21 protein-coding genes are annotated in these 22,377 nt (G+C 37.8%); 8 read left to right on the top strand and 13 right to left on the bottom strand.

Annotated features, from left to right (window positions below):
- Positions 1–150: 150 nt before the first annotated feature.
- Positions 151–717, bottom strand: coding sequence for a hypothetical protein (locus tag AC07UM_RS12165; RefSeq protein ID WP_494683262.1), 567 nt, complete (start codon positions 715–717; stop codon positions 151–153).
- Positions 718–723: 6 nt separating this feature from the next.
- Positions 724–1,971, bottom strand: a complete 1,248-nt coding sequence (gene pepT, locus AC07UM_RS12160; protein ID WP_494683263.1) for a peptidase T — start codon at positions 1,969–1,971, stop codon at positions 724–726.
- Between the two features lie 189 nt (positions 1,972–2,160).
- Here pepT and AC07UM_RS12155 point away from each other — a divergent pair, with 189 nt between their 5' ends.
- The gene (locus AC07UM_RS12155; protein WP_494683264.1) at positions 2,161–3,009 is read left to right on the top strand and encodes a hydroxymethylglutaryl-CoA lyase; all 849 of its coding nucleotides are present in this window, start codon (positions 2,161–2,163) and stop codon (positions 3,007–3,009) included.
- Between the two features lie 113 nt (positions 3,010–3,122).
- The gene (locus AC07UM_RS12150; RefSeq protein WP_494683265.1) at positions 3,123–3,959 is read left to right on the top strand and encodes a sulfurtransferase; all 837 of its coding nucleotides are present in this window, start codon (positions 3,123–3,125) and stop codon (positions 3,957–3,959) included.
- A 52-nt stretch (positions 3,960–4,011) separates the two neighbouring features.
- Here the strand turns inward: AC07UM_RS12150 and AC07UM_RS12145 are convergent, their stop codons facing one another.
- From AC07UM_RS12145 to AC07UM_RS12100, 10 genes are all read right to left on the bottom strand, one after another.
- Positions 4,012–4,338: an SUF system Fe-S cluster assembly protein gene (locus tag AC07UM_RS12145; protein ID WP_034691980.1), complete on the bottom strand. Its 327-nt coding sequence runs from the start codon at positions 4,336–4,338 to the stop codon at positions 4,012–4,014.
- A gap of 3 nt (positions 4,339–4,341) precedes the next feature.
- Complete coding sequence (locus AC07UM_RS12140; protein ID WP_494683266.1) at positions 4,342–5,043, bottom strand: 3'-5' exonuclease; 702 nt, start codon at positions 5,041–5,043, stop codon at positions 4,342–4,344.
- Positions 5,044–5,057: 14 nt separating this feature from the next.
- Positions 5,058–5,405 (bottom strand): tRNA-binding protein, encoded by a 348-nt coding sequence (locus AC07UM_RS12135; RefSeq protein WP_494683267.1) that lies wholly within the window; start codon positions 5,403–5,405, stop codon positions 5,058–5,060.
- Positions 5,402–5,911: a hypothetical protein gene (locus AC07UM_RS12130; RefSeq protein WP_076595105.1), complete on the bottom strand. Its 510-nt coding sequence runs from the start codon at positions 5,909–5,911 to the stop codon at positions 5,402–5,404. Before AC07UM_RS12130 ends, AC07UM_RS12135 begins: the two co-directional genes overlap by 4 nt.
- Before the next feature lie 1,370 nt (positions 5,912–7,281).
- Complete coding sequence (locus tag AC07UM_RS12125) at positions 7,282–8,292, bottom strand: trypsin-like serine peptidase (RefSeq protein ID WP_494683268.1); 1,011 nt, start codon at positions 8,290–8,292, stop codon at positions 7,282–7,284.
- Positions 8,293–8,366: 74 nt separating this feature from the next.
- Positions 8,367–9,212 (bottom strand): caspase family protein, encoded by an 846-nt coding sequence (locus AC07UM_RS12120; RefSeq protein WP_494683269.1) that lies wholly within the window; start codon positions 9,210–9,212, stop codon positions 8,367–8,369.
- A gap of 269 nt (positions 9,213–9,481) precedes the next feature.
- Positions 9,482–10,126 carry a response regulator transcription factor gene (locus AC07UM_RS12115; protein WP_494683270.1) on the bottom strand — a complete coding sequence of 215 codons (645 nt, stop codon included), beginning with the start codon at positions 10,124–10,126 and terminating at the stop codon, positions 9,482–9,484.
- Complete coding sequence (locus tag AC07UM_RS12110; protein ID WP_494683271.1) at positions 10,123–10,893, bottom strand: sensor histidine kinase; 771 nt, start codon at positions 10,891–10,893, stop codon at positions 10,123–10,125. Before AC07UM_RS12110 ends, AC07UM_RS12115 begins: the two co-directional genes overlap by 4 nt.
- A 13-nt stretch (positions 10,894–10,906) precedes the next feature.
- The gene (locus tag AC07UM_RS12105) at positions 10,907–11,551 is read right to left on the bottom strand and encodes a hypothetical protein (RefSeq protein WP_494683272.1); all 645 of its coding nucleotides are present in this window, start codon (positions 11,549–11,551) and stop codon (positions 10,907–10,909) included.
- Between the two features lie 13 nt (positions 11,552–11,564).
- Positions 11,565–12,128 carry a hypothetical protein gene (locus AC07UM_RS12100; protein ID WP_494683273.1) on the bottom strand — a complete coding sequence of 188 codons (564 nt, stop codon included), beginning with the start codon at positions 12,126–12,128 and terminating at the stop codon, positions 11,565–11,567.
- Between the two features lie 248 nt (positions 12,129–12,376).
- Between AC07UM_RS12100 and AC07UM_RS12095 the strand changes: the two genes are divergently transcribed.
- Positions 12,377–13,246, top strand: coding sequence for an ATP-grasp domain-containing protein (locus tag AC07UM_RS12095; RefSeq protein ID WP_494683274.1), 870 nt, complete (start codon positions 12,377–12,379; stop codon positions 13,244–13,246).
- A 135-nt stretch (positions 13,247–13,381) separates the two neighbouring features.
- Here the strand turns inward: AC07UM_RS12095 and AC07UM_RS12090 are convergent, their stop codons facing one another.
- Positions 13,382–14,206 (bottom strand): universal stress protein, encoded by an 825-nt coding sequence (locus AC07UM_RS12090; protein WP_494683275.1) that lies wholly within the window; start codon positions 14,204–14,206, stop codon positions 13,382–13,384.
- Positions 14,207–14,436: 230 nt separating this feature from the next.
- On the opposite strand from AC07UM_RS12090, the gene AC07UM_RS12085 reads away from it, so the two are divergent.
- From AC07UM_RS12085 to AC07UM_RS12065, 5 genes are all read left to right on the top strand, one after another.
- Positions 14,437–15,555 (top strand): sensor histidine kinase, encoded by a 1,119-nt coding sequence (locus AC07UM_RS12085; RefSeq protein ID WP_494683276.1) that lies wholly within the window; start codon positions 14,437–14,439, stop codon positions 15,553–15,555.
- Entirely contained in the window at positions 15,552–16,316 is a 765-nt protein-coding gene (locus AC07UM_RS12080; protein WP_494683277.1) for a LytR/AlgR family response regulator transcription factor, read from the top strand. The genes AC07UM_RS12085 and AC07UM_RS12080 overlap by 4 nt, the downstream gene beginning before the upstream one ends.
- Positions 16,317–16,587: 271 nt before the next feature.
- Positions 16,588–17,709, top strand: a complete 1,122-nt coding sequence (locus tag AC07UM_RS12075; protein ID WP_494683278.1) for an efflux RND transporter periplasmic adaptor subunit — start codon at positions 16,588–16,590, stop codon at positions 17,707–17,709.
- Between the two features lie 29 nt (positions 17,710–17,738).
- A complete protein-coding gene (locus tag AC07UM_RS12070) occupies positions 17,739–20,897 on the top strand; it encodes an efflux RND transporter permease subunit (protein WP_494683279.1) in 3,159 nt (1,052 codons plus the stop codon).
- Positions 20,884–22,299: an efflux transporter outer membrane subunit gene (locus AC07UM_RS12065; RefSeq protein WP_494683280.1), complete on the top strand. Its 1,416-nt coding sequence runs from the start codon at positions 20,884–20,886 to the stop codon at positions 22,297–22,299. The genes AC07UM_RS12070 and AC07UM_RS12065 overlap by 14 nt, the downstream gene beginning before the upstream one ends.
- Positions 22,300–22,377: the final 78 nt, after the last annotated feature.

Below are 22,377 nucleotides of genomic sequence, written 5' to 3'. Positions count from 1 at the left end.
TAACGCTCCCAAAAGAATCATATTAAATTAGTGTCAATAACATAATGATTTTCAGTGAAATTTACATTGTGTTCCCCGCTAATAGGGAATATGAATTCCTAAGGTATAGGAAATGAAAAACCCGCTGTGATGAGAGCGGGTTTGTATAGATTATTTTTTTAAAATCAATGCTAAAGGAATAGAAACGGTAGAGGATACCGGTTTTCCTTTATCTTCTGCCGGCTTCCACTTGCCTTTGTCTTTTATGCGGTAAAAAGCGGCTTCAATGAATGCATTTACATCTTCATTATTTCCTTTTACGTTGGGGTCAAGAGCATTTCCTTTGGAGTCTACAACAAAAGTGATTGTTGCTTTGTAAGCATCTGAAGAAAAATTGAGAAAGTCAAGATCCACTGCTTCATATAAAAGCTTTTGGAAAGCGGCTTTACCTTTATCGTATTCAGCTTCTTTAGTAACCTTTCCTTTTGCGGGTGGATCTGCAGCGATCATTTTCTTATCCTCAACTGAAGCTTTTTCCAAAGCATCCTTGTAGGCGGCAATTTTATCCTCCGTCAGGAGCCATTCTTTCTTGGTTTTTAAATCATTAGGCTTAGGATATTTGTTATACAGAGCCGCTTTCTTTCTTTCATAGCGGGAATCTGCCCTTTGAAATTCAGAAATCTGGGCGCTGCCGAAAATAAAAGTGAAAATGAATGCTGATGCTAAGACCTTTTTCATGATTTATTACGCTTTTACAATATTAATAATTACTTCAGTTGCTTTTTCCATACTTTCCAATGCTACATACTCGTATGGTCCGTGGAAGTTGATTCCTCCTGCGAAAATATTTGGGCATGGAAGTCCCATATAAGAAAGCTGTGCACCGTCAGTTCCTCCTCTGATCGCCTTGATCTTAGGCTCAATACCAGCTTCAGTCATTGCTTTTGCGGCAAGATCTACAATGTGCATTTTACCTTCAAACTGCTGCTTCATGTTTCTGTATTGTTCTTTGACCTCCACTTCAGCGGTTCCTTCACCATGCTTCTGGTTGAATTCAGCGATTTTCCCTTCCATGAATTTCTTTCTGGCTTCAAATTTATCTGCATCATGATCACGGATGATGTATTGAAGTTTTGCTTCGGAGATATCTGCTGTAATATCCATTAAATGATAGAACCCGTCAAAACCTTTTGTTGTTGCAGGAGTTTCGTTAGCCGGAAGCGTTTGAGCAAATTCAGCTGCTAAAAGAGCTGCATTGATCATTTTTCCGTAAGCATAACCGGGGTGAACGCTCAATCCGTGGATTTTTACAACAGCTCCGGCAGCATTGAAGTTTTCATATTCCAGTTCTCCAACTTCTCCACCGTCCATGGTATAAGCCCACTCTGCACCAAATTTAGCAACATCAAATTTATGAGCGCCTCTTCCGATTTCTTCATCAGGAGTAAATCCTATAGCGATTCTCCCATGTTTGATCTCCGGATGAGCGATAAGGTACTCAGCGGCAGTTACAATCTCTGCACAACCTGCCTTATCATCAGCACCAAGAAGAGTTGTTCCGTCAGTAGTAATTAAGGTCTGCCCGATGTATTTTTTTAAGCTTTCAAATCTTGAAGGAGATAATGTGAATCCTGTCGCCTGGTTCAAAAGAAGATCATTTCCATCATAGTTTTCCCAAACCTGAGGTTGTACATTTTCTCCACTGAAATCCGGTGAAGTATCATAGTGTGAAATAAATCCGATAGTAGGTCTGTCATCATTTTCAAGGTTAGAAGGAACATATCCCATAATATAACCATGCTCATCAATTGAAACATTTTCCAGACCGATAGTCTTCAGTTCTTCAGTAATATAGTTGGCAATATCCCACTGGCGCGGAGTAGAAGGTGTTGTTTCACTTTCTGCATCGCTGGTTGAATATATTTTTACATAGCTAAGAAAACGGTTCAGTAATTTCTCTTTCCACAATGGGTTGAATTCTATTGTACTCATCAGATTTATCATAAATTTTAACAAAGTTAGCAAATTTGATGCTGAGAATACATTATTTGAGAGTGAATATCAGTGATTGAAATTATAAATCAGATATAAAACTTTGAAAATCAAAATAGTGCTAGATTTGTATGTACAGTATACTAAGTAGTTTAGTTTTATTATATTTGAGAAAATCAAAAAGTACCAATGTTTCTTACCGAATGTCCTAGAGATGCCATGCAGGGATGGGGAGAGTTTATCCCTACCGATAAAAAAATAGATTATATCAACTCCTTGATGGATGTTGGCTTTGATGTGTTGGATTGTCTGAGTTTTGTTTCTCCTAAAGCAATCCCACAGATGGCTGACTCTGATGAGGTGGCTAAAAATATTGATAAATCACGTTCCAAAACGAAAGTTTCTGCAATTATCGGAAACTATAGAGGTGCCGAAAAAGCATTGAAACACTCATCTGTAGATATTCTGGGCTTTCCGTTTTCTATTTCTGAAACCTTTCAGCATAGAAATACCAATAAAAGTCAGGGAGAAGCTTTTGAGGAGATTATTAAAATGCTTGAGCTGACAAGAAGTGAAGGAAAACAGCTGAATATCTATTTTTCCATGGCTTTTGGGAATCCTTACGGTGAAATGTGGAAATGGGAAGATGTAGACCAGTGGGCACAAAGATTCTCCGATATCGGTGTGAAAGACATTTTATTGTCAGATACAACGGGTGTGGCAACTCCGGAAACCATTGCTCTTTTGTTCGAAAAGATACCTTCAAAATACCCTGAGATCAACTTCGGAGGACATTTTCATAACCGTTATGAAGATTCTTACTCGAAATTAAAAGCGGCTTATGATAAAGGCTGCCGAAGATTTGACAGTGCCATCAAAGGAATCGGCGGTTGTCCTATGGCTAAAGATGATCTGGTAGGAAATATGCCTACCGAGCAGGTGATCAACTTTATGAGTGTTGAAAAAGCAGAACATAAATTGAACCTCCTGAACTTTGAAAGTTCTTATAACAAAGCGAAGGATATTTTTCATTTTTAAATAGTTGTAAAGAATAAAAAAATCAATAGGAGCGGGCTTTAGCCCGCTTTACTATATTAAGATACACATGGCTTTAGCCAAAACATAATCAAATTAACCCCAAAATCAACAAAATGTCTCCAATCATCTCACCTTCCGAATTAAAAAAACTTTCCACAGAAAATCTTATCATTCTTGATGCAAGAACAGGAAAAGAGGTAAAGCAAAACTATCTTGAAAAGCATATTAAAGGAGCTAGATTTATTGATCTGGATAAAGATCTGGCTGAGATAGGAGAAGATGCTGCTTTTGGTGGAAGACATCCGCTTCCTTCTGTAGAAAAGTTTGCTGAAACATTGTCAAACCTTGGGATCGATGAGAACTCTCACGTTGTTGTGTATGATGATAAAAATGCTTCGAATGCAGCAGCAAGAGCATGGTGGATGTTAAGATCTTTCGGTCTTGCAAATGTTCAGGTTCTAGATGGCGGAATGCAGGCAGCCGAAAAAAATAACTTTGAATTTTCTTCAGGAGAAGAAGTCTTTAATAAGGCGGTTTTGATTGAAAAAAATCAGTGGAACCTTCCGATTTCGAGCCTGGAGATTGTTGAAAATGATCTGGCAGACAATTCTTCTACTGTCATTGATGTAAGAGATGCCTATCGATACAGAGGTGAGTCTGAACCAATAGATCTTGTTGCCGGACATATTCCGGGAGCGATCAATATTCCTTTTTCTGAAAACCTTGATGAAAACGGTAATTTTCTGAGTCCGGTAGTTTTAAAAGAAAAATACAGCCAGTTATTAAAAAATAACCCTGAGCATCTGATCATTCACTGTGGATCTGGCGTTACAGCATGCCATACTATTTTGGCTCTGGATTATGCCGGTTTTCCAATGCCGGATTTGTATGTAGGATCCTGGAGTGAGTGGAGCAGGAGAGAAGGGAAAGAAATTGCAACAGATATTTAAAAAACAAAAACCCCGAAAGAATTCTTTCGGGGTTTTATATTGTTAAGAGTAATTAAAGCATTCCCAGTTCAAACTTCGCTTCTTCACTCATCATATCCTTATTCCAGCTCGGTTCAAAAGTAAGCTCTAAATCTACACTTTTTACATTCTCTACTTCAGCCACTTTATCTTTTACTTCCTGCGGTAGTGTTTCTGCAACAGGACAGTTAGGAGTCGTAAGTGTCATTATAATTTTTACGTCAGCATCATCGGAGATCTGGACATCATAAATCAGTCCTAATTCGTAAATATCTACCGGAATTTCGGGGTCATATACGGTTTTTAGCACACCAATGATTTCCTCACCAATGTCAGCAATTTGATCGTCTGTAAATTTCATTTTTTAATCTAGATTGATATTCCTTTTCAACAAATCTTCCTGACGCATGCGCCGGAAAATATTTGCCAAAGTTAAGACATCTTTTTCACAATAGTCAACAATTCTCTGCAAGTCTTTTTCTATGTAGTAAATTGATGAAACCATTGAGCCGTCAATATCATCTTTCGGAGTGGGAATACCAAAGACATGAGCCAGTAATTCCAGTGATATAAAACTCTTATAATCCCCGAACTTCCACAGTTCCATAGTGTCTATATGAGGAATCTCCCAGGGCTTTTTTCCAAACATCTGAAACGGAGCCGGGGGCTGCATTCCGTTGATAAGGTATCGTCTGGCAATCCAGGGGAAATCAAATTCCTTTCCGTTGTGAGCACACAGAATGACATTATAGAGTCTGGGGCTGTTGAAAATTTCTCCAAATTCCTGAAGCATTTTCTTTTCATCATGCCCGGAAAAGCTTTTTATTTTTAAAGTATCATTCTTTTCAATCATCCCGATGGTGATGCAGATGATTTTTCCAAACTCGGCCATAATGCCGGCACGTTCATAAAATTCTTCTGCCGAGATCTCTTCTTTTCTCTGGAATCGGGTCTTCTTGTCCCACAGATATTGCTCTGTTTCGGATAATTCGTCCCAGGATCCTGACTGTGGAACGGTCTCAATATCAAGGAATAAAACTCTTTCTAAGGGTATGTTCTGTATCATGTTTTTGTTGGTGTCTATCCTACCTGCATTCCGTTTTTTGTTGGCAATGAAGGGGCTAAAAGAGTAACATCTTTTTTATCATCACCATACAATCCCAAAACAAGACACTCACTGAAGAAGTTGGCAATCTGCTTTTTAGGGAAATTAACCACGGCTAAAATCTGTTTTCCTATCAGTTCCTCTTTTTCATAAAGAGAAGTAATTTGTGCCGATGATTTTCTGATTCCCAGATCTCCAAAGTCTATTTCCAGCTGGTAAGAAGGGTTTCTGGCTTTTTCAAAATCATTCACTGAAATTATTGTTCCGCATCTGATGTCTATTTTTTCAAAATCTGCCCAGGTGATGTCTGGTTTTACTGTCATGGTAATTCGTTGATTAAATGTTCTACTTCTGTTTTCTGTTCCGCATATTTTTGCTGTAATACTGACCCTTCACCCATTCTTTTGTAATATTCCAACGCTTTCCCGCCGAAGAATTTTTTATGAAAATCTGAAACCTCCGGAATCTGTGGAAATACTCTGTGAAAAAGCATCTCATAATACGCCTGAAATTCTCTTTCATTTTTGTCTTCAATGACTTGTCCGGGAGCTTTTTGTCTTACATGAAGCATCTCGTGGGCCACCATATTCAGGACAAGGTTCAGGTCAAAATCAAATAAATTTCTTGGGATCATTACGGTTTGCGGCCCACCCAGACCTCCCTCTGCTGTAAGAAGCATTGAAGTGGGAGAAAGTTCTTCCCTGAATCCAAACCCGGCAAAGTTTTCGTGTTCAAGATCAAAAGAATGGATCAGATATTTTGCTGCATCCAGAATCTGGTTATGCTCTTTGTAAGCCTCAAGGTGTAAGTTGATCTGCTCGAAATTCATCTGAAATATGTTTAATAACAAATGTATTAAAATATTGAGAATTATGATATATTTTAATTATTCGAAAGTACAGGGGAAAAATGATAGTTTTGACCTTTCAGTTCACCTTATCATACGTTTTTGAGTAAGGGATTAAGGGGGTTCTTGTCAATTCCAAAAGAAGATAATAATCTACAATTTAACATGATAAAATAACAAATAGAAGAAAATTTAATATCGTTTTTTGAGACTATAAAAAATCGTTAGAATTAATTTTTATCAGAATCCAAAGCTCTATTCCAGTTAATTGATATATTCATTTCCCAAGTTCCAACACTACACCTTTTCATAAATTATTGAATTTAATTAGGGTTTGAGTTGTAATAAAATTTGGTTGACGAATTACAGAATCAAAAGAAATAAAATTAATGTTTAATATTTTTGTCCTTTATTAATCGACTTATATAAAACATTGTTTAATATTTAAGAAGCAGATTTGATAATCATTGTTCAAAAGTTATTATAAATTGCCTATTCATCTGTGTTCTATGTAAATGTGGAAAACTTTTTAGATAGTCGACTTTTTAATACACAAAGTCTTTAATACCTTTGATAACTAATAAACTCGAGATTGAGCCCTCGAGTTTATAATTTTTCCATAATGGAAGATTTTTCTAATTTACTAGAACTCGTAGTAATTCTTATTCAACTTTATGATACGATTCAGTCTCGTTCAAAAAATAGATAAGAACTGTTCTAGCCAAAAGCCTCCTTTATGGAGGTTTTTTCTTTTTTAAAAAGAAAAAATATCATTTTGATATATCATTTTGTTGAACAAATGTACGTACAAATATTCAATGGTTCATTCATTCCTCCATAAATTTTTTATAACCATAAACACTGAAGAGCAGGAAATATGGTAACACCATTTTATTGAAATCCTTTATTGATAATAACTTTTGTTATCAAACTGTTCTTAAATTATTCACAAAAAAAAGTTATTAACATCGACTATTCTAAATAGGTCTTATTTAATCATTTGTGTTAAATATTTTATTAGTTTTTATATAGTTTCTAGATAATCTATAATCTAAATCTTCAGTATTTTACTATTGGTATTCTATATAAAAAGATCCAATTAACTATTATTGTTAGGCTTAAAAATTTCAGCAAATTTTTGAAATAAATCAAGCATTTTGTTTGGATCTGCTTCATCACTCAATGAACTTATTGAACCGTTTTATGAAACAAAATAAATATTTTTTCTTGTTTTTAAATAAGCCTAAAAAGTTTTCTTTTTAGTACTAATATACTTGTTATTCAAAAACAGAATAGGATCACAAAAAAAGTCTACCCCGAAAGGTAGACTTTTGATTGAAACTAAAAATAAATTAAGGATGTTCATTTCTTGCTCTGATGACCAGATTCACCAAATCTGAGCCTCCACTTGCAAAGTTATCACTCGGATTATGAGCGCTTTGAGTGGCCACGGCATACGGAGAACCGTCCCAATATCCCCAGAAAGGACCCCCGCTTTGTCCAGGCCATATATCTGCTTTATGGCTCATGCTTTCGTTGTCATCTGCACTCCAGAAGTCTCCGTCCAGCGCGATTCCTGTTTGGTAGGTGGGTCTTTGGGTTCCTGTAAGGTCTCCCGGATATCCTGCGTGAGTCCAGTAAGCACCTCCATCCCAAGAATCGGAATATGATTTTGAGCCTAACCAGCCTGTGCTGTTTCCGATAGGTCTGTCTAACACAATCACTACATAATCGTATTGTATTTCTGTTGAATCAATAGAAGGACCTGCTACTTTATACTTGTAATACGTTAATGTACCCCAGGCTGTTCCGTAAGGAGCGCTTCCGTTGTAATACATTGGCGTGAATTTCAGCCATCCTGTAGTATTATTGGGCTGCCAGTCTACAATATGAGAACAGGTAAGAAGGTGTCTTGGTCCAATCATGACACCGCTTCCTGATCCTAAAGAGCTTTCTACTCTGCCGACACATCTCCATGGATAGGCTGTAGAATTATATACTTTTCTTTGATCTGCTCCAAAAATAGTTCTTGCATTTTCAGGAGTCAGGAAAGAATCTCTGTCGATAAATTTAGGTTTACGGTCTCTTTTGGGTTCCAGTTTGGGATTGTATTCAAAATCAGCATGGGTAGGATAGAAATGATCAGTTTCCAGTGATCGGTTTTCTGCTGTTTTTTCATCCATAGGCATTCCTATTGTTTTCATTCCTTTAGGAAAAGTTCTTCCGTTAATAGTTTCCATAGCGGGAGCCAGCTTAAATAATTTTTCAATTACTTCTGGTTTTTCAGTTGATTTTGCTTTAACAGCTCTAAGTCTTAAAACTTCTTCTGCTGTCATTGGGTTGTTGTTTTCAATTTTAGACATGATTATTATTTTTAATCTGGTATATTCCTACTCTTTTGATGGCTTTTCGGATTCCGCCGGTAATGGTTGTATGATTAAGTGAATATTTTTTGTGAAAATTCTGCAGTGATGCTTTCCGTTTGGTTGATCTGAGCGGCTCCCATCGCAGCTAATGCGATAGCAACCTGTTTATCAAGTGTTTTTCGGACGATATTTCCATTGGTCGCACGCAATATTTTGCAGAAGTGATACGTGAAATACCCTCGTATCTGCCCGCTGATATTTCCTTCCATAGATACCTGATTGTCTTTCGCGGCAGCCCATAGCGTGTGATTCATTCCGGCAACAGGGATTAATGCTTTAGTCAGAACAGTTGATTTTTTTGAACTTTTAGAAGATTCCATTTCACTGGCATAGGTCAGATAAAATTCATCCTCAAGCATTGGAGGAATATAACGGGCAGTTTCATTAAGGAGGTCTGCTTCCAGTCCCAGATCCATTTTTCTCGTTCCTGTTCCGGAATAACAGCAGTCGAAGATGACTTCCATATTGACTCCTGGTTTTAGCTTGCTGAGAACGGTTTTAAAATCATCATCACGAATGACCCCATTATTAGCATAGTCGTGCGGACAAATAGCTTCATCCAGACCATCCAGTTCCAGATCTGACCCGATATTAGCCACTCGGGTTCCGTGTCCTGAATAATAAAAAACAAGAGAATCTCCTTTTACACTGGTACTGATGATCGATTTCAGATAGTTTAATATATTCGCTCTTGTGGCATTTTGATTGGTCAGGATTTTAATCTTTGCCGGACTAAAACCACAGATCACCAATGTGTTGGCCATATCCCTCGCGTCATTTACGCAGCCATTAAGATCTGGTCCTCCGTATCCGATAGGTGCATAATCATTGATTCCTACGATGAGTGCTTTTTTCATTGTATTAGTTTTAAAATAATCCCTACTCTGTTTCGGCTTTTCGGGTTCTGCCTTCCTTTGTTTTTCTATGACAAAATTCCGTCATTCTACAGAACAAAAACAGAGGATAAAACCGTATTTTGAGAAAGGTAAAAGCCCCTTTTTGATTCTGTATGAGTATGTTATGTCATCAAAAATCCGGCAGCTTGAAAAGCTGCCGGATGGATAAGTAAGATGTAAGGATGTTTGTTTTATGAGATACAATAAGATCAGAATATTGAAATATTCTATCAACACAGATCGTGTTTTAAAGCAAAGAGCACCAGACCGGCTCTGTTTTTTATATCCAGTTTTACAAAAACGGAATCTCTGTAGCCATCAATTGTTTTGGGACTGAGGCACATCTTGTCTGCTATTTCTTTATAGGTAAGTTCACTGCACGCCCATCTTATAAACTCTTTCTCCCGGTCTTTCAGTTCCGAAAGTAAAGAGGCGGTTTTTATTTCTTCTGTTTTTACTTTCAGAAGTTTCTGGGCCACAAAATCAGTATAAAAGCTCCCTTTTTCAAAAACAGTGTCGATCGCCTGAAAGAGGATAGAGGGCTGCATGTCTTTGAGTAAGTATCCTTTAGCTCCTGCCTTTAGCATTTTAATCAATGTTTTTTCATCATCATCCATTGTCAAAGCAATGACCCTGATGTCAGGATAGTGTTCACTAAGCCATTCTGTAGTTTCTATGCCGTTTTTATAAGGCATATTGACATCCATCAATACGACATCCGGCAATTCGGACGCTTTTTCTATGCCAGCAATAAAATCTTCTCCGTTAGGATGATTCATGATCACCCTATATTGAGGATTTTCTGAGATCATATTTTCCAATGCTTTGGAGATTAAAGTATGATCATCCACGATGGCTATGGGAATGGTTTTCATAATAAATTTTTGTGATAGGTTATCAAAGTTTGTGTTCCTTTGTTCAGTTCAGATTGTATAGACAGTTCAGCATGGATAAGCCTGGCCCTCAATTTCATGTTTTTCAATCCTGAACCGTCCTGAATATTGCTTGTATCAAAGCCTTTTCCATTGTCTGAGATACTAATGTGTAATTTTTCACAATCATCTTCCATTTGTATAGAAACATTTTTGGCTTTTGAATGTTTCAAAACGTTATTGATACTTTCCTGGATAATTCTGAAGAGGATCAGCCCATGTTTCGGAGAAATATCAATGTCCTGTTTCTGAGTGAAGAATTCTATTTTTAATAATTTCAGTTTTTTGATCCTTTGAACCTCTCTTTCTATGGATTCTGCCAGTCCGAAATGAATGATTTGTTCGGTAATCAATGTTTTAGACAAGTTTCTGATATCCTGTATACATTCGCCTAAAAGGTCATTCAGCTCCATCAGGTCTTCTTTTTCTGTATTTTTTAGCTTCGTAATCAGTTGATTTTGCCGCAACCTGACCACAGAAAGTTTTTGTCCAAGATCATCATGCAATTCCTGCCCGATATAATTGAGGGTCTGTTCCTTCATTTCCACCTGAGAAGTGGCCAGTTCTTTTTCAAACCGCAGATCTTTTTCCTTTTGCTCTATCAGCAGCGTTGTTTTTTTCTTGATAAAAACAGCATAAATGAAGATCATTGTAAGAACAACGATGAATAAAGTAATGGTAAAGATGATGACCAAGTTATTCTCTTCCATATCTAAGAAGCATTTATCTGTTTCTGTCTTGTTTGTTCCCAATTAAACCCAATATAAGGATGCTGTTGCTGATCAAATTCAACATAAATAAAATGAAGAAATAAATACTCTCCGAAACCGTAGTCCTGAAAAAGAGAATAGGAATACTTCCGATAAAAAAGATCAGTAAAGCCACTGAAATCCAGAAGGGTAAGTAATTTTTGATTTCTAGTATTTTATCTGAATTAAAGGTTTGGTACAGGAACAAAATAATTGAAAATAGCAGCAGAAGAATATCTACATACAGCATATTAAAAGAAAAATGATGAAGCAGATCATCTTCTGTGTAAAACATTACCGCAATATTGAGGACAAAAAGCACCAGAATAAGCATCTGTATCTTTTTGAGCAGCGGAACATACAACAAATGGTAATAATACAGTAAGTATAAAAAAAATACGACCATCAAAAAACCAATGACATAGAATATATCCGTAGGCAGACTTGTCAGGTCATAGTAGAAATAACAGAAAATATCAATCAGGGAAAACAACAGATATCCGATGATAAAAAACAAATTTTCCTTTCCGGTTTTTCTATATTTTATAATCATTAAAATCATGACTATAATAGATATGACCATAGATATCTGTTTTCCTATTTCAATATTCCAGTTCATAGTTTTATTTTTTTTATGGCATTGTTCCAGACAACGTTTTTGGCGGCGGAGCCAGATTGGTCATATTCATAGACTCTATTGAAGGAACATCTGTATTTTCCTCAGATGTCGCGGATGTTGCGGATCTCGACATGGCATTGTCTCTTTTTTTCTTTTGTGCAGTAGGGGCCAGAAATATGGTTTGATAGCCTGCATATTCAGGTTTTGCCATTCTGTTTTTAGGATGATTCAAAGGATATTTTCCCATGTAAATCCTGATTCCCGGATTTTTTAAATTCTGTTTTTTGGCGTTTTCTTTTACGTATTTAATATATCCTTCCATATCTTCCAGCGAAAACCAGTACCATCGGGAATCGGGCTCACCATTCCTGTATTTGGTGAGAGCTTCATGATTGGTTCTCGTGTATTCATCAAAAAGAACCCAGCCTTCACGATAGCTGATCAGTTTCTTTTTATAACTGTTGCTAACGGGTTCTTTAGGAGGTTCGGAGCAGCGGGTACAGCTTAGTAAACAAAAAGCGATAACAAATGCTGCACAAAGCGGACTTAAGATTTTAGTAAAAAAGGAAGTTTTCATTTTTATGGTTTTTAATTTTATTGAACAAAATTAGCGAACGGGATAACTATAAAAAAGAGGGAAAACACTGTTTTTTATCCTTTAATAAATTTACGACTTTTTGATATTCAGATGGATATGAATTGTCAATTTGTTTTCCTTATCAGAAAAAATCCCAATTGTACCCCTCAAAATAGAAAAATCTGTGTCTGAGTTTATCCTTAAGGTTTCCCGAAATTGAGGGTGAAATAAAACTCAAAAACAGAAGCATGAAAATCACAATAGTAGGCTATAAAAAAGAAGAAAGATTCTCGCAGGGAGTGGCCAATGATGAAGATACAGAACTGATTAATTTTTTAACACATAAAGGCTTAGATGTTGTTCCTACCATCTGGAATGATAGAAATGTTGATTGGAGGAGTTTCGATGTCGTTGTCATCAAATCTCCCTGGGATTACCACAATCACTTACATGAATTCGTGAACTGGCTGGACAATCTTGAAAAATTAGGGGTAAAAGTATTAAACCCTGTTGAGATCATTCAATGGAACAGTGATAAACATTATCTGAAAGATCTTGCAGAAAAACAACTTCCTGTTATCCCTGCCGAATATATTGAAAAAGGTTCCGGATTTGATAACCGTTTCTTTGCGTATTTCAATACTGATAAGCTGGTTGTAAAACCCTGCGTAAGTGCAGGAGCACAAAATACAATCACGGTAAGCAAAGATAATTTCAATGAACGTTCTGTGGAAATTGAAACCCTTTTGAAAGAGCAGGATTATATGGTACAGCCATTTGTAGATGAGATTAAAAACGGAGAATGGTCTTTCCTGTTTTTCAATGGAAAATATAGCCATTGTTCACTAAAAACGCCTAAAAAAGGAGATTTCAGAGTGCAGCATTATCATGGAGGAAGTATCAGTTATCCTGTTCCGGATCCCTTACACATAGAACAGGCGGGTTCCTATTTGAAAAGCCTGCCACAAGTGACACTGTATGCAAGAGTAGATGGTGTTTTAATCAACAATTCATTTCAATTAATGGAATTGGAGCTCATAGAACCTTACTTATTTCTAAATGGAGATCACCGTTTATTAGAAAATTACTACGAGGCGTTAATGGCTCTGATGGTATAGTTTCAAATTACATGAAGTTAAAATAAAAACAGGACCGGAAAAAGATTTCCGGTCCTGTTAAACAAGATTAAGTGTAAAATTTAGCCTTCAAAGGCAAAAAAGGATAATTCAAATGTGTACAGATTTTTATTGATCTTAATCTACGTTTAGGGGAATTGATAGCAATGGTATTTTATTTTTATAAGCCATAATAGCTGTTTTGCTTCGATGGAAAAGAGCTTCCACAAGGTTGTATTTATAGGGAAACATGGTCAAAAGATCTGGATTCGTCAATCTGATTTCGTCTTCAATAGCCTTGATCACCTCAATGGACTGAATCATTTTAAAGCTGTATTTAATATCATCCAGATCATGTCCCGAATTCAGGTCGATATCATGGATCACCTCAGCAAAATCTTCCAGTCTTTCACTTACGTTGAATACCTCTACTTCAGCATTAAATTCATTAATGAAATAATAAATGTCATTCATCGCAGACCAGGTCATATTTTTATGATTGTCGTAGGCAAAGAGAATTTTCCTGATTCCCGTGTATTCTATATGAGCGGGAACAATTAATATTGGTTTTTGTATTCTATGGATAGCCCTTGTTACACTATTGCCCAAAAGCCTTTGTTCAAGGGTCTTTTCTGCCATTCCCATAACAATAAAATCACCCCCGTGGACTTGTATACAGTTTTCCAGTTCTTCAATGAAATTACCAGAAGCCAGGTGATGTTCAGTCTCTATAGTGTATAGCGTCTTAAGTTCAATGGCTTTATCTTCAAGCTTTTTCTGATTTTTAAAAGTCTGGGAATAGAAAAAATCTGCTGAAGCCTGAGCATTCAAAGCATGAATAGAAATAGTCTGTAGATTAAACAGTACGATTCTGTATTTATTTTCTTTAGCCATAGAAGCTGCATAATGAGTAGCATTTTCAGCTTCAGGGGAAAAATCTGTGCAGACAATTATTGTTTTCATTGTACCGGATTTAATACTGCAAAACTAGGATAGACTGTTGAGGTCTTATGATAAAAATAATGTGATGTTGCATAAAATGATGATGAAATGTCTTTTTCAGGTGATGAAACGTTAACCTTCATTTTAAGTCTTCTATTTTACGTTTCAAAGACGGTTTTGGCGGTCTCGTTCAAAATAGAGGATACTCATATAAAATCTATTTCTATATTTACATTCATAAAATCCCGGATATGAATAGGATTTCTACCCTTAGGAAAAATATAGTACGGAATAAGAAGGTTCTTTCTACCATGAAGAGAAGGCTCGTGATCTGGGCGGTAGCAGTGGTCACTTTCTGTGTCTTTTCCTATCTTATTGATCCATTTGATCCCGTTTGGAAAGGATATCTGGAAGCTCCGCTGCAAATGATCCTGGAAGATGCCACATGGATCATCTTTTTTTCCATCATTATTTCAGAGGTCAGTATATTTATAGACAGGACCCTTAATAAACTGCTTCCCTGGAGAGACAGAACCATAAAACGACTGCTTATTCAATGTTTACTGCAGATCGTGGGAAGTGTTATGATTGTGATTATTATTAACGCCATTGTAGACTGTACTTCAGTGACATTACCTGAGATGGATTCCCGCAAAGAATATACACTCCTGGGACAGTGGATTGCAACTAATATTGTAATATCATTGATTATCAGCGCATTTAATACTGTGGATTATTTACTTGAAAACTGGAAAAAGACAGCAGTAGAAGCCGCCCAGCATAAACTGAGGGCATCCAAACATAAGCAGGCTGCTATGGCAGCAGAACTTCAGGCTCTTAAACTGCAGATAGATCCCCATTTTATTTTCAATAATTTAAGCGTATTGTCTGAGCTTATTCTGGAAGATCAGCAGCTAGGCTATGAGTATTCAGAAAACTTTGCAAGAGTATACCGATATCTGTTGGTCAACTCCAAAAAAGACATTATTGCAGTAGAAGAGGAACTGAAATTTTTAGAATCCTATATCTTTCTGATTGAAAAAAGAATTGGTGAAGGGGTGGTTTTTAAAATAGATGTCCAGGAAAAATACAAGCCGATGTACACCCTTCCATTGTCTTTACAGCTGCTGGTTGAAAACGCCATTAAGCATAATCAGACATCAAAGGCCAATCCTTTGGAAATAGAGGTTTATACTAATCCCGAAGGAGAGCTGGTCGTATCCAATACATTCCTGCCTTTGATCAATAAACCGGATTCCTCTGGAGTAGGGCTTACCAATATCATTGCACGGTATGAAATCTTAGGATATCCAAAGCCGGTTATTGAAAAAACTGAAGATAAATTCTTTGTAAAACTTCCATTGATATGAAGATTAATAAAATTTTAATAGTTGAGGACGAAAGACCCAATGCAGACAGATTAAAAAGACTATTGCTGAAGCTGAGACCCCATATCGAGATTCTCTCAGTAGAAGATTCTATTACCTCAACAGTACATTGGCTGGAGAATAATGTCGTTCCGGATGTCATTATGATGGATGTACGTCTGGCAGACGGACTCAGCTTTGAAATATTTAATAAACATAAAATTAAAAGTGCCGTCATATTTACCACAGCATACGATGAATATGCAGTACAGGCATTCAAATACAACAGTGTAGATTACCTTCTGAAGCCCATTGAAGAAGACGAACTGGATGCCGCTTTAAAACGCTATGAAACCTTTATGGAAGCTGTTCCGGTGGTGGGGTCCGCTATTGAAGGCTTGCTGAATTATATCCAGCCCAAAGATTACAGGAAACGCTTTCTGATTACTCACCGGGACGGATATAAAACCGTGTTGGCGGAAGATATCTTATACTTTTATACTGAATTGGGTATCAGTAAAGCCATGCTCACTACCGGAGTGGTGGAAAATCTTCCCCAAACTCTGGAAGAGCTGGAAAAACAGTTAGACCCGAAATTCTTTTTCCGCGCCAACAGGCAGTTTATCATTCACATTGATTCTGTAAAACAAATTTTCAACCATTTTAATGGAAAGCTGAAGCTGGAACTCAGAAAGCAACCCGATATGGAAGTGATTGTAAGCAGAGAAAAAGCCTCCATTTTCAAATCCTGGATGGATTATTAATCTTATAAAAAGGTTGTCTTATATGTAAGGCAACTTTTTTGTTTCATTTTTATGTTCACTATGATTCAATAATTTGTTTTCATTGGTTTTATCTTGTTTTCAACCAAAAATGCTGTTTTTTTATAGGTTTTATAAGGAGAAATGCATGTTTTCTTTTCATTTTTAATATGATACGCTTCACCTGCGATTAACGACACTTCACCCAATTTCTGAAAGAATATCACTATAAGATGAAGTTATTTTGCTGCTGTAAAATTTAAAAACCAATGTTATGAATTACAGAAAAGGATATCTGGTACTTTCACTTACAGCTGCAGCGGTATTATACTCGTGTGGTTCTGGGAATGGCCAGGAAAAAGCGCAGCAGATGCAGCAGGCGTTTCCAACAGATTTTATTCAGGTGAAATCCGGAAATGCAGATGTATCTACGGGATACCCTGGAAGTATAGAGGGGCAGGACAATGTAGATATTAAGGCACAGGTGACAGGTTATCTGGAGGCAGTATATATCAAAGAAGGACAGTATGTAAGTAAAGGACAGACCCTTTTCAGAATAAATCCATCAGTGTACAATGAGCAGGTAAATACCAATGAAGCAGTTCTGAAGTCAGCGTTGGCAGCCCAGGAAACAGCAAGACTTGAAGTTGAAAAACTAAAACCGTTGGTAGAAGGAAAAGTAGTTTCTGATATGCAGCTGAAAACAGCTCAGGCAAGTTACAAAGCAGCATTAGCACAGGTAGCTCAGGCACAGTCTTCTTTAGGATCATCAAAAATCAATGCCAACTTTACGTATATCAAGGCGCCCGTTAGCGGATATATAGGAAGAATTCCAAATAGAGTAGGAAATCTCATCAGTCCGTCGGATGCATCTCCGTTGACAACACTTTCAAGCATAAACAGTGTCAATGTTTATTTCTCGATGAATGAGGCAGATTTTATTGCACACAGCAAAGCGGCAACTTCAGGAAATACAGCGGAAGATGTAGAGCTTATCCTTGCAGATGGTTCCACCTATTCTCTTAAAGGAAAATTGGAAAATGCCAGTGGAAACTTCGACAAAAATACCGGAAGTATTCAGATGAAAGCTGTTTTCCAAAACCCGGATAAATTATTGAGAGCGGGGGGAACAGCAAGAATAATGATTCATAATGCACTGAACGGAGTGATCAAGATTCCAAAAGGATCCGTGAAAGACATTCAGGACCGGTTCTTTGTCTATAAACTGACCGGTAAAGACAAAGTGAAAATGACCCAGATTACCATTTCAGGAAGTACATCTCAGGATTACTTTGTGAAAGAAGGAGTGAATGCGGGAGATAAGATTGCCATCAACAGGATTGATGCTCTTACAGATGGTGCACAGGTTGCTGCCCAAACAGTTCCTTTGAAATAGTTGTATAACCCTTCATAGAAAATTCAAAAATGTTAAAAAAGATAATAGACCGTCCGGTACTGGCGACAGTAATATCCCTTATCATTGTTATTTTAGGGATTATAGGATTAAACCAGCTGGCGGTAACCAGATTTCCAGATATTTCTCCGCCTACAATCACTGTTTCAGGATCTTATCCGGGAGGGAACAGTGAGACGGTCATCCGTTCCGTGGTAACTCCGCTGGAAGAACAGATCAATGGAGTGGAAGACATGGAATACATGAAGTCTACCGCAAGTAATGACGGTACATTTTCTATCTCCATTATATTCAAACAAGGGGTGAATGCCGATCAGGCAGCCGTAAATGTACAGAACAGAGTACAGCAGGCCACGCCGATACTTCCACAGGAGGTAGTTAGAATGGGACTTACCACATCCAAGCAGCAGAATAGTATGGTATTGATTTTCAATATTTATACTGAAGATAATAAACAATATGATGAAACATTCCTTCAGAACTACGCGAACATTAATCTTATTCCACAGGTCAAAAGGGTAAAAGGAGTAGGGCAGGCCATGGTTTTTGGATTGAAAGATTATTCCATGAGAATATGGCTTAATCCTCAGAAAATGTCTTCCTACGGACTTGAACCGGCTGATGTTTCCAGAGCAATTGCAGACCACAGTTTGGAATCTGCTCCGGGTAAATTGGGAGAAGAGTCAGATGCAGCCCTGGAATATGTCATCAGATATAAAGGGAAAAAGAACAAGCCGGAACAATATGAGAATATCATTGTTAAAAATACCGGAAGTCAGGTAATCAGACTTAAAGATGTGGCCCGCGTAGAATTCGGGGCTATTTCGAACACTGGAGATAACCTTTCCAATGGGAAAAATGCGGTGACGGTAGCGATCATGCAAACCACAGGATCCAATGCGAATCAGATTGAAATAGGGGTAAACAAAGCCCTTGACCAATTATCAAAATCGTTCCCTCCGGGTATTAAATATACGAAGGTAATGAGTACCAAAGAAAGATTGGATGAAGCGACAGGACAAGTGAAATCTACTTTGATCGAAGCATTTATTCTGGTATTTATTGTAGTATTTATCTTTTTACAGGATTTTAGATCTACCATTATTCCGGCAGTGGCGGTTCCGGTAGCCATTATTGGTACCTTCTTCTTCCTTTTGGTCTTAGGATTTACCATCAATGTACTGACGCTTTTTGCCCTTGTACTGGCGATCGGTATTGTAGTGGATGATGCCATTGTAGTCGTGGAAGCTGTTCATAGTAATATGGAGGGAACAGATCTTTCAGGAAGAGAGGCTACCCACAAAGCGATGAGTGAGATCACAGGAGCGGTTATTTCCATTACATTGGTGATGTCAGCGGTATTTATTCCAATTGGGTTTATGTCCGGCTCAGCAGGATTATTCTATAAGCAGTTTGCCTATACATTGGCCATCGCAATTATTATTTCAGCAGTTAACGCATTGACTTTAACTCCGGCTTTATGTGCTGTGTTTTTGAAAAACAACCACGCAGGAGAAGGTAAAAAACCGAAAGGATTCGGGCAAAGATTTGCGGTAGCATTCAATGCCGGGTTCAATAATATGACCAACCGCTATGCGAAAGGCGTTCGTTTTTTAATCGGGCGAAAATGGATTGCAGGAGGATTGGTGGTTGCCATTATAGGTGTTGCAGGATGGCTGATGTCAAGCACACCTAAAAGCTTTGTGCCGATGGAAGATGATGGATTCTTCATGTATACCTTAAGTATGCCTCCGGGAACAGCGTTGACAAAAACGACAGAGGTTTCTAATAAAATCAATGAAATCTTAAAAGGGGTAGACGCAGTGAAGGAAAATACATCCATTACAGGATACAACCTTCTTAGTAACAGTGCAGGACCGGCTTACGCGATGGGATTTGTTAAGCTGAAACCCAAAAAAGAAAGAGGTGAAGTTCAGGATATCCAGGCGGTTGTAGATATGGCCAATGAAAAGCTGGGTGTTATCAAGGAAGGGAGTGTAATGACCTTCAGAATGCCTCCGGTAGAAGGATATGGAATGACGAATGATGCCGAAATTGTACTTCAGGACCGTATGGGTAGAGACCCTCAGGTTCTTAAAGCCAAAGCAGACGAACTGATCGGTCAGCTGATGAAGGTTCCGGAAGTGGGATTCGCCTATACGATGTTCAGAGCAGACTACCCTCAGATGGAGCTTGAGGTGAATGAAGACAAAGCAAAACAGCTTGGAGTAAGTATTTCAAACCTGTTAGGAACCGTTCAGACCTATTTCTCAGGAGACCAGTCTCAGAATTTCTCAAGATTCGGAAAGTTCTACAGAGTCAATATTAAAGCGGACGGGGTTTTCAGAATGGATGAACAGGCGTTCAATGATATTTTCGTAAAGAATGAAAAAGGAGATATGGTGCCGGTGAATACGCTGATCACTTTGAAAAAAGTCTACGGTCCGGAATCGGTTCAGCGTTATAATCTTTACAACTCATTAAATATCAATGTGTCTCCAAAACCAGGAGTCAGTAACGGAGAATTGATGGGTAAGCTGGAGCAGACATTAAGCAAATTACCTTCTGACTACAGCTACGAGTGGACTGGATTGAGTTTGGAAGAGAAATCTGCAGGAAATCAGACGATTGCCATCTTTGGTTTATGTTTGCTTTTCGTATACCTGCTGCTGGCAGCACAATATGAAAGTTATATTCTTCCTCTGGCAGTAATGCTTTCCATTCCGACGGGTATTGTAGGCGCTTTCTTAGGAATAAAAGCAATTGGACTGGATAATAATATCTATGTACAGGTAGGATTGATCATGCTTATTGGTCTCTTGGCCAAAAATGCCATCCTTATTGTCGAATTTGCCATTCAAAGGAGAAAATCAGGACTTTCTATTCTGGATTCTGCACTGGAAGGGGCAAAGGCAAGGTTGCGTCCGATCATCATGACCTCGCTGGCCTTTATTGTGGGGATGATTCCGCTGATGATTTCTACAGGAGGGATGGCTTCAGGAAACAAATCCATCAGTACGAGTGCGGCAATGGGAATGCTGAGTGGAGTGGTTTTAGGAGTTTTTGTAATTCCTGTACTCTACATGTTCTTTCAGTATCTGGATGAGAAATTCTCTGCCAAAAAGAAGTATCATACGACAGAAAATCAATTGACAAATGAGAATATTTAATATAAAGAATTTCCTTATTTCAGGCGCAATGGCATCATTGCTGATGTCTTGTGCCGTAGGGAAAAAATATACAAGAACAGATCTTCAGGTTCCCGAAACATACAAAGAATCTGTACAGGTAACGGGAGATACGGTGGTTCTGCCGTGGAAGACCTTTTTCAAAGATCCTAAACTGATAGGATTAATAGATAAGGCCCTTTCCAGAAATAACGAAGTAAATGTAGCGTTGAAAAATATAGAACAGCTGGATCTGATTTATAAGCAAGCCAAGCTGGGATTGATGCCAACGCTGGATTTCACTGCGGGTGCCAACAGAAGCTGGGCTTCTCCCAATACGCTTAACGGCTCTCTTAACGAACAGTTTGTAGGGACAAAATATATAGATGATTTTAGTGCTGCGTTGAGACTTTCCTGGGAAGTAGACATCTGGGGAAAAGCTAAAATGCAGAAAGAGTCTGCTGCTGCAGAATACTTTGGGCAAAAAGAAAACTTAAATGCCATCAAAAGCAGAATTGTAGTTCAGGTGGCTCAGGCCTATTACAATCTTATCAGTCTGGATGAACAGCTGAAAATCGCTGAACAGAATATTGAATTGAGTGATAATACTCTTAGAATGATGAATCTTCAGTTTAAGGCAGGACAGATTAATTCATTGGCTATTCAGCAGTCAGAGGCACAAAAGAAAACAGCTGAACTGCTAATTCCTTTGGCGAAACAGAATATTTCTATCCAGGAAAATGCTTTGAGTATTCTTTGCGGAGGATATCCAACCCAGATAGAAAGGGAAGGAAATCTGAAAACAATGATTCCTGAAAATAAACTGTCAGAAGGATTACCGGCACAACTGCTGAGCCGGAGACCCGATCTGAAAGTGGCAGAATTTAACGTAATCAGTTTAAATTCTAAAACTGGGTTGGCAAAAGCCGCAATGTATCCAAGTATCAGTCTGAGCCCGCAGATAGGAGTGAATTCCAATAAATTCAGCTCGTGGTTTGATATTCCAGGATCTATTACCAAAGCAATCGCTGCGAATTTAGCGGCTCCTATTTTTCAGAAAAAACAGCTGAGCACAGCTTACGAAACAGCTTTGATTGAACAGGAAAAAGCAGCCATCAATTTTAAACAATCTGTAATGACTGCTGTGGGAGAAGTATCCGATGCGATGGCGAAGTCTAAAGGTTCTTCGGAAAGGCTTCAGCTTTTAGACCAGAGAACAGCCATTCTGGACAAAGGAATCAATGATGCGCTTAAGCTGTATAAAAGCGGTATGGCCACCTATCTTGAAGTGATCACAGCCCAGAACAATAAACTTCAGAATGATCTTGAAGCCATTAATGTAACTTTGGAAAGATTAAATGCTGAGGTAGACCTCTATAGAGCACTTGGCGGAGGAGTACAGTAAAATGTAAATGATGAATAATAAAAGGAAGCTATGTGATGTAGCTTCCTTTTTTGTTATTTCTGAGGGTAAATAAAATAA

The sequence above is a fragment of the Chryseobacterium sp. GW821-FHT04C04 genome, from assembly GCF_059420365.1.
The sequence above is the reverse complement of the archived record's forward strand: the minus strand, read 5'-3'. Positions and strand labels throughout refer to the sequence as shown.